Source organism: Tropicimonas sp. IMCC6043, assembly GCF_004146235.1.
Lineage (GTDB): Bacteria > Pseudomonadota > Alphaproteobacteria > Rhodobacterales > Rhodobacteraceae > Tropicimonas.
In genome coordinates this window covers 14,056-28,231 of record NZ_SELO01000009.1, presented here as the reverse complement: position 1 = coordinate 28,231, position 14,176 = coordinate 14,056, and the positions used below count along the sequence as shown (strand labels likewise).

12 protein-coding genes are annotated in these 14,176 nt (G+C 64.5%); 5 read left to right on the top strand and 7 right to left on the bottom strand.

The genetic code is table 11. The features are described 5' to 3' along the window. Nucleotides 1-5: 5 nt before the first annotated feature. The 6 genes from EU800_RS10875 to EU800_RS10850 form a co-directional block, all read right to left on the bottom strand. The gene (locus tag EU800_RS10875; protein ID WP_129631798.1) at nucleotides 6-2,243 is read right to left on the bottom strand and encodes a chemotaxis protein CheA; all 2,238 of its coding nucleotides are present in this window, start codon (nucleotides 2,241-2,243) and stop codon (nucleotides 6-8) included. Further along, nucleotides 2,240-2,620 (bottom strand): response regulator, encoded by a 381-nt coding sequence (locus tag EU800_RS10870; RefSeq protein WP_129631795.1) that lies wholly within the window; start codon nucleotides 2,618-2,620, stop codon nucleotides 2,240-2,242. Before EU800_RS10870 ends, EU800_RS10875 begins: the two co-directional genes overlap by 4 nt. 3 nt (nucleotides 2,621-2,623) lie before the next feature. Continuing rightward, nucleotides 2,624-2,905, bottom strand: coding sequence for an STAS domain-containing protein (locus EU800_RS10865; protein ID WP_207209887.1), 282 nt, complete (start codon nucleotides 2,903-2,905; stop codon nucleotides 2,624-2,626). A gap of 114 nt (nucleotides 2,906-3,019) precedes the next feature. Further along, on the bottom strand, nucleotides 3,020-3,988 hold the full coding sequence (locus EU800_RS10860) for a glucokinase (RefSeq protein WP_129631789.1): 969 nt from the start codon (nucleotides 3,986-3,988) through the stop codon (nucleotides 3,020-3,022). Between the two features lie 10 nt (nucleotides 3,989-3,998). Next, nucleotides 3,999-5,318, bottom strand: a complete 1,320-nt coding sequence (locus tag EU800_RS10855; protein ID WP_129631786.1) for a GH1 family beta-glucosidase — start codon at nucleotides 5,316-5,318, stop codon at nucleotides 3,999-4,001. 11 nt (nucleotides 5,319-5,329) lie between these two features. Continuing rightward, nucleotides 5,330-6,361 carry a LacI family DNA-binding transcriptional regulator gene (locus EU800_RS10850; RefSeq protein WP_129631783.1) on the bottom strand — a complete coding sequence of 344 codons (1,032 nt, stop codon included), beginning with the start codon at nucleotides 6,359-6,361 and terminating at the stop codon, nucleotides 5,330-5,332. Between the two features lie 258 nt (nucleotides 6,362-6,619). Here EU800_RS10850 and EU800_RS10845 point away from each other — a divergent pair, with 258 nt between their 5' ends. From EU800_RS10845 to EU800_RS10820, 5 genes are all read left to right on the top strand, one after another. Beyond that, nucleotides 6,620-7,972: an ABC transporter substrate-binding protein gene (locus EU800_RS10845; RefSeq protein WP_129631780.1), complete on the top strand. Its 1,353-nt coding sequence runs from the start codon at nucleotides 6,620-6,622 to the stop codon at nucleotides 7,970-7,972. A gap of 92 nt (nucleotides 7,973-8,064) precedes the next feature. Next, nucleotides 8,065-9,261 (top strand): carbohydrate ABC transporter permease, encoded by a 1,197-nt coding sequence (locus tag EU800_RS10835; protein WP_242500495.1) that lies wholly within the window; start codon nucleotides 8,065-8,067, stop codon nucleotides 9,259-9,261. A gap of 12 nt (nucleotides 9,262-9,273) precedes the next feature. Next, on the top strand, nucleotides 9,274-10,422 hold the full coding sequence (locus tag EU800_RS10830) for a carbohydrate ABC transporter permease (protein WP_129631777.1): 1,149 nt from the start codon (nucleotides 9,274-9,276) through the stop codon (nucleotides 10,420-10,422). A 9-nt stretch (nucleotides 10,423-10,431) separates the two neighbouring features. Next, a complete protein-coding gene (locus EU800_RS10825; RefSeq protein ID WP_129631774.1) occupies nucleotides 10,432-12,072 on the top strand; it encodes an alpha-glucosidase family protein in 1,641 nt (546 codons plus the stop codon). Nucleotides 12,073-12,086: 14 nt separating this feature from the next. Then, complete coding sequence (locus EU800_RS10820) at nucleotides 12,087-13,187, top strand: ABC transporter ATP-binding protein (protein ID WP_129631771.1); 1,101 nt, start codon at nucleotides 12,087-12,089, stop codon at nucleotides 13,185-13,187. 135 nt (nucleotides 13,188-13,322) lie between these two features. Here EU800_RS10820 and EU800_RS10815 read toward each other — a convergent pair whose 3' ends face one another. Next, nucleotides 13,323-13,799 (bottom strand): SRPBCC family protein, encoded by a 477-nt coding sequence (locus tag EU800_RS10815; RefSeq protein ID WP_129631768.1) that lies wholly within the window; start codon nucleotides 13,797-13,799, stop codon nucleotides 13,323-13,325. Nucleotides 13,800-14,176: the final 377 nt, after the last annotated feature.

Below are 14,176 nucleotides of genomic sequence, written 5' to 3'. Positions count from 1 at the left end.
CTTGTTCATCCTGCTAGGGTCAGGCGAGGCTCGCCGGCACGGGTGCGTCCCGTTGCGTTTGTCATCAGGTCGAGGGGATCGAGGATCAGCGCGACCTGGCCGTCGCCGAGGATCGTCGCCGCTGCGATGCCGGGGATATGGCCATAGCTGTCCTGCAACCCCTTGATGACCACTTGCCGCTGCTCGTGGATCGCGTCGACGATCATGGCGGATCGGGTGCCGTCCTCGAGCGTGATCAGAAGCACGACGCTGCCGCTATAGGTCTCCAGCGGCTCGCGGAAACCGAGTTCGACACCGAGATCCATTAAGGGAACGAAACTGTCTCGAATGCGCAGGACCTGCGTGTCCGGGCCCACTGCCTGCATGTCTTCGTTTCGAACCATGAGCGTTTCGACGATCGATCCGAGCGGCACGACCAGCGTCTCCTCCGCGGCCTCGACGACCATGCCGTCTAGGATCGCTAGGGTGAGCGGCAGGGAGATCGAAAAGCTCGTGCCCTTGCCGGGCGTCGAGGTGATGCTGACGCGCCCGCCGAGATCCTGAATTGCCTTGCGCACGACATCCATGCCGACGCCACGACCCGACAGGTTGGACACTTTCCTGGCGGTCGAGAAACCCGGAAGGAAGAGCAGGGCGTCGATGTCGCTGTCCGAGAGCGGCTGGCCCGGCGGGACGAGGCCTTTTTCTTCCGCAATGGCGCGCACCTTCTTCCGGTCGATCCCGCCACCGTCGTCACTTACTTCGATGATGACCCGTCCGGATCGATGTGCGGCCGACAGCTGGACGCAGCCCTCGGGCGGCTTGCCGGCGGCTTCGCGCGTTTCGGCGTCCTCCAGGCCGTGGTCGACCGCATTGCGGATCATGTGGGTCAGGGGGTCGGCAAGACGCTCGATGACGGTCTTGTCCACTTCGGTCGCTTCGCCGTCGGTTACCAGGCGCACGCGTTTCCCAATCGATGCGGAGGATTCGCGTACGATCCTGGCCATTCTCTGGAAAAGCGACTTCACCGGCTGGGCGCGAATCATCATGACACTGTCCTGGATGTCCCGCGTCAGCTGCATGAACTCTTCGAGGCCCTGGGCAACCGGGGAATTCGCCGGAAGCCCGGCCTCGGCAACACTCTGGGAGAGCATCGCCTGGTTGATCACCAGCTCGCCCACGAGGTTGACCAACCGCTCGATCCGTTCGAGATCGACCCGCACGGTCGCGCGCGTGACCGTTCCTTGGGCGGAGGGGCGGGGCGCGGTTGCGGTGGACCCGTCCTTCGGCTCGCTCGGGTCGGCGGAGAGCACCGGGACGCGCGGGCCGGAGGCGGCCGCGACACCGTCGGACCGGTCCGGACCGTCCTGCGCGTCGGGCATGGTCAGCGTCAAGCGTGACGCTACCGTGTCGGTGGAGTCCCCCTCGACCGCCTCCGTGTCCGCCGATTCGGTGGCACCGGAGAGATCGGCCAGGCCGGGGAGCGGGGGCAAGGTGCTCTCGGAGGCCGGAGCGGCTTCGACAATCTCCAGCACGCACAGGCCGTCGACGAATTCGAACACTTCCTCGATGTCGCTGCGGCTGCGGTTGGTCGTCAAACGGAGCGTCCAGGCGAGGCCTGCACTCTCGGCGTCGAGTTCCTCCAGTGGCGGCAGGGCGCTCGTGTCACAGGTGGTCTCGAGAGAGCCGAGTGCGCTGAGGGCGGACAAGAGGAACAGGGGTTCGTTGCCGGACTGGAACAACTCCCTTTCCGGCCGGAAGGTAATCTCGAAGACCGGATCGGCCGCGGGCCCGGCGGTCACGTCCGTCAGCCCGAGATCCAGAGACAGGCCCGTCGGCTGGAAATCCGTGATCTCCTCCTCTTCGTCGACACCGGCGGTCAGGGCTTCGAGCTCCCGGAGGGTCGGTTCGACCGCGTCCGGATCGGTAGTGGTTCCGTCTCGGCAGTTCCGCACGATATCGGAGAGGATGTCGGCGGCGCGCATGAAGAGAAGGACCGCATCGCGGGTGGGCTCCAGTCTGTGGCTGCGAACCTCGTCGAGAACTGTCTCGTAGCGGTGCGCGAAACGGACGAGTTCGTCGAGGCCGAAGGCACCTGCGCCGCCCTTGATCGAATGCACCGCGCGGAAGCAGACATTGACGGTTTCGTCGTCGGTGGCCCCGGAATCGATCTGAACGAGCCCGTCCTGGAGCGCTTCGAGAAGCTCGTCGCATTCGATGAAGAAGGAGGCGCGGATTTCGGCCATCGGATCAGGTGTGGTCATGCGGAGACTCCCGGACCGGCGACCATGTGCAATGCGCGGATCAGTTTGGCCGGATCGAAGGGCTTGACGATCCAGCCGGTGGCGCCCGCGGCCCGGGCGCGTGCCTTCAGTTCCGGCGCGCTTTCCGTCGTGAGCACAAGGATCGGGGTTGCGCGATACGCCTTCTGGCGGCGAACGGCCTCGATGAAGCCGAATCCATCGAGCCGCGGCATGTTGATGTCGGTGATGATGACGTCCGGGCAGATATTGCCCAACACCTCGAGCCCGTGCTCGCCGTCTTCGGCAAGGCTGGTCACGAAGCCGGCCCGAGACAGCGCAAGGCTCAACATGTCCCGGATCGTGCGGCTGTCATCGACCGCCAGAATGTTCAGGCTCACCGATCAACCCTCCCCGGACGGCGTGGCAATCGCGTCCGGACCGAGCCCGAACAGCGCGAGTTGCTCGGTCATCGCGCCGGAGGGGGCGGCAAGGGAGAGCCGCTTGCCGTCTCGCGACCAGGTCCGGACGGCCGACAGGAGGACCTGAAGCCCCGGCGTGCCCAGATGGCTGACCTCCTCCCCGATGAGGCGGAGATCCTGCCCTCTCAGGGCGAGAATCGCTTCCGCCAGCGGTGTCGCGGCCGGCAGGTCGAGGCGGGTGGGCAAGGCCAGATCGGTGCTCATGTCCGGCACCATGGAGTCTGGAACGGGTACAGCACGGATCTCCCCCGGAAACTTTGCGTCTGTGCAAAGCCCTAAGGGGTGCCGGTTAACATGACGTTGCTTGTGGCGGGAGTTTCAGCGCAATTCGAGCATTGCCTTCAGGTGCAGGGCCATTCCGGTCAGCGCGGCATCGTCGTCGGAGACCACGGTGACCGCGAACTGCTCCATGAAACCGGAAAACCGCCCCTTGTCGCGCAGCGACTCCACGAATCCCATTTCGGCCAGATAGGGCGCCATCGCCCGCGCCACGCCGCCGATCAGAAAGATCCCGCCGAAGGGAAGCTGAGTGAGCGCGAGATCGCCCGCCACGGCGCCCAGCAACCGGGCAAAGAGGCGGGCTGCCTCGCGACAGAGCGCATCGCCTTCGGCGACCGCGGCCATGATCTGCTTGCCCTTCAGCGTCGCCGCCTCCGGCGTCCCGGCCTCGCGGCAGACGAAGTCGTGGAGCGCCACCAGTCCGCGCCCCGAGAGCGCATCCTCGACGGCCGCAAAGCCATGCGCCTGCTCGAGAAACCGCGCCAGACGCATGTCGCGGTCGTCACGTGTCGGCAGCGCGACATGTCCGCTCTCGGAGGGGGGCACGAAGCGCCCTGCGGCGGTGTCGAAGACCGGCGCCGCGTTGAAACCGGTGCCGATACCGATGACAAGCTGGGTGGCCTGGATCCGCGGCGGCGGGCCGGCGATGACCGGGAAGAGGGCCTCGGCGGCCAGGTGGCCGAGGGCGTGTCCCTGAGCCTGAAGGTCGTTCAGCAACGTCACCGTGCCGGCGCCTGTGGCATGCGCCAGAGTGGAAGCATCCAGCGTCCAGTCGAGATTGGTCAGCGTGCCGACACCGTCGCGCACCGGTCCGGCCATCGCGAGGCAGGCGGCCTCGGGCGTGCCTGTGCCGGTCTCTTCGAGATAGCGGCGCAGCACCGGTTCGAGCGCGGCGAATTCGGAATTGGGATAGTGGCGCACCGAGCCGTGGATCACCTTGCCGGCGCGCGCCAGCGCCACGCGGGTGTTGGTTCCGCCGATATCGGCGAGAAGGGACGGGGCGGTCATGGGCGGCTCCTCAACTGGCCAGGGCGGCTTTCAGGGCATGGTAGGAGGCTTTCGGCGTGCGCTCCAGTGTCTCGAAATCGACGTGGACGAGGCCGAAGCGCTTTTCGTAGCCGAAGGACCATTCGTAATTGTCCAGGAGCGACCAGACGAAGTAACCCTCCAGCGGGACGCCTTCGGCGATCGCTTGTCGGGCGGCGTCGAAATGGCGCGCGAGATAGTCGACGCGGGCGCGGTCGTCGACCGCGCCGGCGACCACGACGTCGGCATTGGCCATACCGTTCTCGGTGACATTAAGCGGCAGGCCGTGCGAGAACTCCGCGTCGCAGCGGCGCAGGAAATGCAGCAGGCCCTCGGGATAGATCTCCCAGCCCATCTGGGTCTTCGGCAGAGGGCCTTCGACGCTCTTGAGCGCCGGCCACGGCCCGGGCTCGGCTGCGATGATCTCGCGCGTGTAATAGTTGACGCCCAGCCAGTCGACCGGCGCGCCGATCAGCTCCATGTCGTCCTGCCAGCCATCCGGGAAATAGCGCCCGAGCGCCTCGACGATGCGGGCCGGATATTCCTTCCGGAACAGGCCGGAGATGAAGAAGTTGTTGTAATAGTCGTCAAAGGTCGCGGCGGCGTCGACATCCTCCGGCCGGTCGGACGCCGGCTCGGCATAGGTGAAATTGCAGACCGCGCCGATCTCGCCCACTCCCGCGGCGCGCAGCGCCTGCGTCGCGGTGCCATGCGCCAGAAGCACATGGTGCATGGCGCGGGCCGTCGCGCGAATGTCGCGCACCCCCGGCGCGTGCTGGCCGAGGAAATGGCTCAGGAAGCTCACGCACCAGAGCTCGTTGATTGTCGCGGTCTTCCAGATCCGGTCTCCGAGACGTCCCATCAGGATCTCGGCATAGTCTGCGAACCAGCCGGCGATGTCCCGGTTGCGCCAGCCGCCGAGATCGGCCAGCGCCGAGGGAAGTTCCCAGTGATAGAGTGTAATCATCGGCTTGATGCCGCGCTCCAGCATGCCGTCGACAAGCCGCTCGTAGAAGTCGAGCCCTTCCTCGTTCACTGTCCCGCGCCCTTCCGGCAATACGCGCGCCCAGGAGGCGGAGAAGCGGTAGGCGTCGAATCCGGCATCCCGGATCAGGTCCAGATCCGCCTCCCAGCGATGATAGTGATCGCAGGCAATTGCGCCGTTCTCGGCCCGGACGACGTTCCCCGGTGTCGCGGCGAAATCGTCCCAATGCGTCGGGCCGGCGCCGCCGAAGGAGTGTCCCTCGATCTGGTAGGCCGCCGTCGAGGCGCCGAACTGGAAACCGTCGGGGAAATCGCTGCGCTTGAACATCGCGGGATCCTTCAGAGATTGGGCGCCGGGCCGGAGGAGGGGCCGAGAACGAGGCACGCCTCGAGCTTGGTATGGAACGGGGCGGTCTGCGGCGCGTCGATCAGGCGCAACAGCATCTCGGCACAGATATGACCGGCATCGTGCACCGGCGAGCGGGTGGCGGTGAAGATCGGTGCGTCCGGCTCGCCATTGGGCAGGTAGCTCAACCCGTCATCATGGGTAACCACCGACACGTCGAGCCCCATCCGCAGCCCCCGCGACGCGATCGCCCGCTGCGCGCCCATGGCGACGAGCAGCGAGGAGGTGAGGAACGCGGTGGGCGGGTCGGGCAGGCGCAGCATCCGCGCCGCCTCGCGATGGCCGTAATGCTCGGTCATCGCCTCGCTCGCCATCAGCGCGGTGTCGGCGGTGAGCCCGCGCTCGGCAAGCGCCTCGAGGAATCCGTCGCGCCGGCGGTGGGCGAAGTCCATTGCCTCGATCCCGTTCAGCAGCGCGATCCGGCGGTGGCCGAGATCGAGCAAGTGATCTGTGGCGGTGTGGAAGGCGTGCCGGTTGTCGATGTCCATCCAGCAGTATTCGTCGTCGTGGTCGGACACGCGGCCATGCACGACGAACGGCATGCCGAGTTGCTTCAGCAGGCCGATTCGCCGGTCGCCGGTCAGCGGTGCCTGCATGATCATTCCGTCGACCCGACCCTTGGACAGCATCGACCGGTAGATCTGGGTCTGCTCCTCCTCGCCGGCGAGCGACATGACGATATCGTAGCCGCGCGAGGCCAGGGTCTCCGCCGCGCCGGCGACGAAATCGGCGAAGATCGGGTTCACGATTTCCTGCCTGGCGGTCATCGGCAGCACCAAGCCCACCGCCATCGCCTTGCCGGTCGCGAGCGAGCGCGCCCGGCTGTCGGGCCTGTAGCCGTGCCGAAGCGCCGCTTCGGCCACGCGTTTGCGGGTCGCTTCGGAGACTTCGGGGTAGCCGTTCAGGGCGCGGCTGACTGTTGTCTGGCTCAGCCCGAGGCTGGCTGCCAGGTCCTTGAGGTTCATGGGCGTGAGTCCGCTTGGTCTGAGCGACGTTACGACTACAATTCGAAACAGTCAAAGGGCTTTGGGCGGAAAATTTGTGCGCAAAGTGCAGAAGTTCCGCACCGGTTCCCAAAAAAACGGCGTAGTCTGAATCCGTTGACAGGTCGGGGGCGAAGGTCTACGCATCGAGTGTCCAAAGCGCTTTGAGGATGATTCGTCCACACGCAAGGCAAACTGTCGTCGGGCCAGGATCCCCGCGACTCAATCGGGAGGTTTTTCATGACACGTTCACTCTGGGCCAGCGTTGCCGCTTTCGCGCTGATTGCCGGCTCGGCCAGCGCCGAGCTCAAGTTCACGCCCGGCGAAGGCCCCTTCAGCTGGGACAGCTACAATGAATGGGCAGCGAACGCGCCCGACCTGAGCGGCCAGACGGTCACCGTCTCCGGCCCCTGGCTCAACCCCGAAGACGGATTCTTCCGCGACGTGCTGGCCTATTTCGCCGAGGCCACGGGTGCCGAGGCGGTCTATACCGGCTCCGACAGCTTCGAGCAGCAGATCGTGATCGACGCCGAGGCGGGCTCGGCGCCCAACATCGCCGTGTTCCCGCAGCCCGGCCTCGCCGCGGTGCTGGCCGCGAAGGGTCAGATGACGCCGCTCGGCGACGAGATGCGCCAGTGGGTCCAGGACAATTACTCCGCCGGCCAGTCCTGGGTGGATCTGGGCACCTATCCCGACGAGAACGGCGATCCCCAGTTCTACGGCTTCTTCTACAACGTGAACCTGAAGAGCCTCGTCTGGTACAGCCCCGACAACTTCGACGATGCGGGCTACGAGGTCCCGACGACGATGGAAGAGCTGAAGGCGCTGACCGAGCAGATCGCCGCCGATGGCGAGACGCCATGGTGCATCGGCCTGGGTTCGGGTGCGGCGACCGGCTGGCCCGCCACCGACTGGGTCGAGGACATGATGCTCCGCACCCAGCCCCCGGAAGTCTATGACCAGTGGGTGACCAACGAAATCCCGTTCAACGATCCGCGCGTGATCGAGGCCATCGAGGAATACGGCTGGTTCGCCCGAAATGACGACTTCGTCTCCGGTGGCGCCGGCGCGGTCGCTTCGACCGACTTCCGCGACAGCCCGAAGGGACTCTTCACCTCGCCGCCGCAATGCTACATGCACCGCCAGGCCTCCTTCGCCACCGCCTTCTTCCCGGAAGGTGTGGTGCCGGGCGAGGATGCCGAGTTCTTCTACTTCCCGGCCTTTGCCGAGAAGGATCTGGGCAGTCCGGTTCTGGGCGGCGGCACGGTGCTCGCGATCACCGACCCAACGCCGGCCGCGATTGAACTGATGAAGTTCCTGACCCTGCCGATCGCCAGCGAAGTCTTCATGAACCAGTCCGGCTTCCTCGCCCCGCACAAGGGCGTGAATCTCGATGCCTACAAGGATGGTATCCTGCGCAAGCAGGGCGAGATCCTGCTGGACGCGACCACCTTCCGCTTCGATGGCTCTGACCTCATGCCGGCCGCGGTCGGTGCCGGCACCTTCTGGACCGGGATGGTCGAGTATACCGGTGGCAAGGACGCGAAGGCCGTGGCCGACGAGATCCAGTCCTCCTGGGACGCGCTGAAGTAAGCATCTGTAACGACTTGGAGGGCGGCGCGCTTTACGCCGGGCCGCCCTCCGTGCAAACCTGAGTCAGTCAGGATATCTGGGGGGAGATCGACATGCATCCGGCCTTACAGGGGCTCATCACGATCGTCATCGGTGTTGGCGGTTGCGTCGGGTATTTCTACTTCTCGAACTTCCTTCTCGACCGTTTCCTGCTTCCGGCTCGGGCCTTCACGGCCGCCGAGACGGCAGCGCGGCGGCGGCTCGGTTTGATCTTCCTTTTCGCGCTGCCAACGCTGCTGATCCTTGCGCTTTATCTCTCAGGGACCGGGCTCTCCGGCATCGCGTCCGGATGGGGCCTGTTCTGGCTCCTGGTGGTGCTGGCGCTGATCTTCGGCCTATGGCGCCTCACAGGTTTCGTCTTCGCGACGGGCGAGACGACGGCCGGCCACAATATCAGCCATGCCAACATGATCCGTCCCTGGCTCTTCCTGCTGCCGGCGATCCTGGCGCTCGGCCTGTATCTCACCTACCCGGTCTTCGAGACGCTGCGTCTGTCGCTGATCCATCGCAACGGCGGCGTCGGCATCGGCAACTACACCTTCATGTTCGGCGAACAGAAATTCTGGGAGGCGATGCGCAACAACATGCTCTGGCTCGTCGTCGTGCCGGCCATGTCCACCGCCTTCGGCCTGATCGTCGCGCAGCTCACCGACCGGCTCTCCTGGGGCAACATCGCCAAGATGCTGGTCTTCATGCCGATGGCGATCTCGATGGTCGGCGCCTCGGTGATCTGGAAGCTGGTCTACGAGTCGCGCCCCGCAGAGGTGGAGCAGATCGGCGTGCTCAACGCCCTATGGGTCGGCATGGGCGGCGAGCCGCAGCAATGGCTGACCCTGCCGGTCTGGAACAACTTCTTCCTCATGGTGGTGCTGATCTGGATCCAGACAGGTTTCGCCATGGTCATCCTCTCGGCCGCGCTGCGCGGCATCCCGGAGGAGACGGTCGAGGCCGCCATCGTCGACGGGGCAGGGCCCTTCCAGATTTTCTTCAAGATCAAGGTGCCGCAGATCATGTCCACCATCGTCGTGGTCTGGACAACGATCACGCTCGTCGTGCTCAAGGTGTTCGACATCGTTTTCACCATGACCAACGGCCAATGGGGCACGCAGGTGCTCGCGAACTACATGTATGACAAGATGTTCCGCGCCAATGACTGGGGAACCGGCTCGGCTGCGGCAATGGTCATCATGTTGCTCGTCACGCCGATTCTTGTCTGGAACGTGCGCAATGCGCGCAAGGAAATGCGGTAAGGGGGCCGGACCATGGACAATATCGCAGGCACAAAGTCCGGTCTCACCTGGGCCGTTCACCTCTCCGTCATCTTCCTCGTGCTGCTCTGGCTGTTCCCGACGATCGGCCTCTTCGTCTCCTCCTTCCGGACGGCGGACCAGATTTCCGCCACCGGCTGGTGGAAAGCGCTGTTCCCGACCGAGCAGAACCTGGTGGTCCGCGCCGCCGAGCCCTCCGCGCAGGTGCTCCGCGACGGGGTCTACATGATCGAGGGCAACGTCTTCGAGGACTTCTCGGTCGGCGTGATCGCCCATTGGGGCGTCTCCTCGCGCGAGATCTCGGCCTACCAGCCGGGCGAGACCGCAGAACTCCGGGATGGCAGCAGTGTCACGCTCGAGGCGGACGGGTCCTATCGCGTCGAAAGCGCCGAAGAAATGTCCGGCTCGCGTGGCCAGCGGATCTTCGTCACCGCGACGACGCCGCCGGAATTCACCCTGGGCAACTACGAGTTCATGCTGTTCGATCCGCAGAACTCTGAGGGCATGACCAAGGCCTTCTTCTCGACGCTCACGGTCACCATTCCGGCCACGATCATTCCGATCCTGATCGCCGCCTTTGCCGCCTATGCGCTGGCCTGGATGGAGTTCCCCGGACGGGCGCTGCTCATCGCCTGCGTCGTCGGCCTGCTCGTCGTGCCGCTGCAACTGGCGCTGATCCCGCTCCTGAAGTTCCACAACGCGATCGGCATCGGCAAGGGATATCTCGGCGTCTGGCTCGCCCATACCGGCTTCGGATTGCCGCTGGCGATCTATCTCCTGCGCAATTACATGGTCGGTCTGCCGCGCGACATCATCGAGAACGCAAAGGTCGACGGCGCCACGGATTTCCAGATCTTCGTCAAGATCATCCTGCCGCTCTCCTTCCCGGCGCTCGCCTCCTTCGCCATCTTCCAGTTCCTCTGGACCTGGAACGACCTTCTGGTGGCGATGGTCTTCCTGATCGACTCCTCGGGCAGGACCACTGTGATGACGCGCCAGATCGTCGAGATGCTGGGCACCCGCGGCGGCGACTGGGAGATCCTCGCGACGGCGGCCTTCATCTCCATGGCGGTGCCGATCGTGGTGTTCTTTGCCCTGCAACGCTACCTGGTGCGCGGCCTGCTGGCCGGTTCCGTGAAGTAGGTTTTGCAAATGCCTGAAAACGTGACGAAATCCGCTGACGCAGATTGGTGGCGCGGCGCCGTGATCTACCAGATCTACCCGCGCTCCTACCAGGACAGCAACGGCGACGGGATCGGCGACCTGTCCGGCATCATCCACCGGCTGCCCTATGTCGCCTCGCTGGGGGTGGATGCGATCTGGCTCTCGCCCTTCTTTCGCTCGCCGATGCTCGATTTCGGCTATGACGTGTCGGATTACCGGGATGTCGACCCGATGTTCGGGACGCTCGGCGATTTCGACGCGCTGATCACCCGCGCGCATCAGCTGGGCCTGAAGGTGATGATCGACCTGGTGCTGTCGCACACCTCGTCGCAGCATCCCTGGTTCGCCGAGAGCCGGCAGAGCCGCGACAACCCCAAGGCGAACTGGTATGTCTGGGCGAACCCGAAACCCGACGGCACGCCGCCAAACAACTGGCTCTCGATCTTTGGCGGGTCGGCCTGGGAATGGGACGGCGAGCGGATGCAGTATTACCTGCACAACTTCCTGATCGATCAACCGGACCTGAACTTCCACGAACCTGCCGTACAGAAAGAGTTGCTGGACGTAGCGCGGTTCTGGCTGGCCCGCGGCGTCGATGGTTTCCGCTTGGACACGGTGAATTTCTATGTCCACGACAAGCAGTTGCGCGACAATCCTGCACTGCGGCCTGAAGAGATCAACGACAAGACGGCGCCGGCCGTCAATCCCTACAACTACCAGGATCACCTCTACGACAAGACCCAGCCGGAAAACCTTGATTTTCTGCGTAAATTGCGCAGCGTGATGGACGAGTTTCCGGCGATCTCATCGGTTGGCGAGGTGGGGGAAAGCCAGCGCGGGACAGAGGTGCAGGCCGAATACACCTCGGGTGGCGACAAGCTGCATATGTGCTACGACTTCGCCTTCCTTTCCAACGTGTTCCCGTCCGGAGTTTATGTGAATTCCACGATTGCCGGGTTCGATGCGGTCTCTCCGGACGGTTGGGCCTGCTGGGCCTATTCCAATCACGACGTGATGCGCCACATGTCGCGCTGGAACCTGTCGGACGCGCAGTACCGGCTCTACGCGATGCTGATCCTGGCACTCCGCGGATCGGTCTGCCTCTACCAGGGCGAGGAGCTCGGTCTCGCCGAGGCCTATGTTGCCTTCGAGGATCTGCAGGACCCCTATGGCAAGCGGTTCTGGCCCAAGTTCCGCGGCCGTGACGGTTGCCGCACGCCGATGCCCTGGAGCCGCGGCAGCGCCAATGGCGGTTTTACAGACGGCAAGCCCTGGTTGCCGCTGGCGATGGAGCATCTGACCCACACGGTCAGCGTCGAGGAGCGCGATCCCGATAGCATCCTGCATTTCTACCGCCGGGCCATCGCCTTCCGAAAGGCGCATCCGGCCCTGGTCAAAGGCAGCTACGAGACGGTCGAGGCGGAGGAGAAAATCCTTTCCTTTATCCGTGCGAACGACGGCAGCCGCATTTTCTGCGCCTTCAATCTTTCGGAGGCGGAACGACAGGTCGCATTGCCCGAAGGTGACTGGGCGCTGTTGCCGGATATGCCTTACAACGTGACTTCGACCGGCGGCAGCGTCACCCTGCCGCCATACCAGGCGGTCTTCGCCACCGCCCAAGACGCCTGAGAGGGGGAACGAGGATGGCCGGACTTAAACTGACCAGCATCGACAAGAGCTACGGCGATGTCGATGTGCTGAAAGACATCAACCTCGATATCGAGGCGGGCGAGCTCATCGTCTTCGTTGGTCCCTCGGGGTGTGGCAAGTCCACGCTCCTGAGGATGATCGCGGGGCTGGAGAAGATCACCGGCGGCACGCTCGAGATCGACGGTCTGGTGGTGAACGATGTGCCGCCGGCGCAGCGCGGCATCGCCATGGTGTTCCAGAGCTACGCGCTCTATCCGCACATGACCGTCTTTGACAACATGGCCTTCGCGCTGAAGCTCGCCAAGCTGAGCAAGGACGAGATCGACACGGCCGTGCGCAAGGCCGCCGACATCCTCCAGCTTACCCCCTATCTCGACCGCCTGCCCAAGGCGCTCTCGGGCGGCCAGCGCCAGCGGGTGGCCATCGGACGCTGCATCGTTCGGGACCCGAAGGTCTTCCTCTTCGACGAGCCGCTCTCCAACCTCGATGCGGCGCTGCGCGTCGCCACGCGGCTGGAGATCGCCCAGCTCAAGGAATCGATGCCCGACCGGACGATGATCTACGTCACGCACGACCAGGTCGAGGCGATGACGCTGGCGTCGCGGATCGTGGTGCTGGCCGACAAGGGGATCAGCCAGGTCGGCACGCCGCTCGAGCTATACGAGACTCCGCAAAACGAGTTCGTGGCGCAGTTCATCGGTTCGCCGGCGATGAACCTCTTCGCGGGTGAGATCGTCGCCACCGGCGAGCGCACCAGCATCGCGCTCGAGGGCGGCCACGGTGTCGTGCAGTCGGCCTATCCCTCCCAGGAGGGCGACCTGGGCGCCAAGGTCAATGTCGGGATCCGGCCGGAGGATCTGGCGCTGACGGACGACCCTGAGAATTCCTACACCGCCACTGTGGACGTGCAGGAAAACCTGGGCGAAGTGACGTTGCTCTTCTTCAAACCCGACAGCCCGGGGGCAGAGCCGGTGATCGCCAAGTTGCCCGGCATCCATCGCGGGTTGAAGGGCGAGACGCTGAACCTCTCCGCAGCGCCTGAGAAGGTACATGTCTTCCGCGACGGGATCTCGCTGCTCTATCGCGGCACCTGATCGGGGCAGCGCGGACCGGTTGAGCCGATTGCCTGTCGGCGCTGTCATGTGACGGCGCCGAGGACGTCGGTTTTCGCTCAGGACAGTTCCTGAGCGGCGAGAACCTACACGGTGCCGGCCACCGCAGGGATGACGTCAATGCGTCGTGGCGAACTGAACTTTCAGCGCGTCGAGCCCGACCTGGAAGATGTCGCCGACGGTTTCCACGACATCCTTTTCCGGGGCGCCATCGGCTTCGAATGTTCCTGTCCATTCGACCAGGGACGTTTCCCCCAGGTCCTTGACCTTCAGGGTCGCCTCGTAGTTCTTGACCGGAAGCGGGCTCTCGATGATCGCGTAGCCGTAGGCCATGTCCGAGTAGGTTTCCACGTATTTTTCGAGGAACTCAGCGCCGTCGGATGTGACCAGCTTTCGGTATGTGGCACCATCCTTCACGGTTTCGGTGCAACTGGCGATGCCGGGATACCAATCGCCGATCGCACAGAACGAACCAATGGATTTCCACACCTCGGCGGCAGCGGCGTGAACTTCGACTTCCCGGGTTACCTGAACAGCGAGTGCCGGCACGGCGATAGCGACGCCAGCGACCGCGAGCAAATATCTGGCAAACATTGCGCGTCCTTTCGGTTTCGGAGATCACTGCCCGACGAAACCGACCACGTAAATTATAGCATAATTCGACAAATCGGCATACCTGCCCAAGCGGTCAACCTGCCGACAGGGTCGAGGGACGCCACGCCCGGCTTGCCCGTCTTCACGCCGCGCACGGAAGCGCCGGCGGACTCCTTTTGATTGGAGCGCTCTCTCGCTTACCCGTTGAAATTGCATCCCCCAAAACCGGTCCCACGATGAGTCCTCCGACGCGCGTCCCCGCGACCCTGAGGCTCATGTGATCTGCCGGGCCGCGGGCGTAGAGGAGGATCGAAGGACCACCTTCACCCACTGAAACTCCCGAAAGCTCCGCCGCCGCGCGGAAGAAAGACGCCGGT

What these genes read in the sequence shown, in the direction of transcription:
- EU800_RS10825 (WP_129631774.1), top strand. Translation starts at nt 10,432, where the DNA reads ATGCCTGAAAACGTGACGAAATCCGCTGACGCAGATTGGTGGCGCGGC.
- EU800_RS10850 (WP_129631783.1), bottom strand. Translation starts at nt 6,361, where the DNA reads ATGAACCTCAAGGACCTGGCAGCCAGCCTCGGGCTGAGCCAGACAACA.
- EU800_RS10845 (WP_129631780.1), top strand. Translation starts at nt 6,620, where the DNA reads ATGACACGTTCACTCTGGGCCAGCGTTGCCGCTTTCGCGCTGATTGCC.
- EU800_RS10835 (WP_242500495.1), top strand. Translation starts at nt 8,065, where the DNA reads ATGCATCCGGCCTTACAGGGGCTCATCACGATCGTCATCGGTGTTGGC.
- EU800_RS10875 (WP_129631798.1), bottom strand. Translation starts at nt 2,243, where the DNA reads ATGACCACACCTGATCCGATGGCCGAAATCCGCGCCTCCTTCTTCATC.
- EU800_RS10815 (WP_129631768.1), bottom strand. Translation starts at nt 13,799, where the DNA reads ATGTTTGCCAGATATTTGCTCGCGGTCGCTGGCGTCGCTATCGCCGTG.
- EU800_RS10860 (WP_129631789.1), bottom strand. Translation starts at nt 3,988, where the DNA reads ATGACCGCCCCGTCCCTTCTCGCCGATATCGGCGGAACCAACACCCGC.
- EU800_RS10830 (WP_129631777.1), top strand. Translation starts at nt 9,274, where the DNA reads ATGGACAATATCGCAGGCACAAAGTCCGGTCTCACCTGGGCCGTTCAC.
- EU800_RS10865 (WP_207209887.1), bottom strand. Translation starts at nt 2,905, where the DNA reads ATGAGCACCGATCTGGCCTTGCCCACCCGCCTCGACCTGCCGGCCGCG.
- EU800_RS10820 (WP_129631771.1), top strand. Translation starts at nt 12,087, where the DNA reads ATGGCCGGACTTAAACTGACCAGCATCGACAAGAGCTACGGCGATGTC.
- EU800_RS10855 (WP_129631786.1), bottom strand. Translation starts at nt 5,318, where the DNA reads ATGTTCAAGCGCAGCGATTTCCCCGACGGTTTCCAGTTCGGCGCCTCG.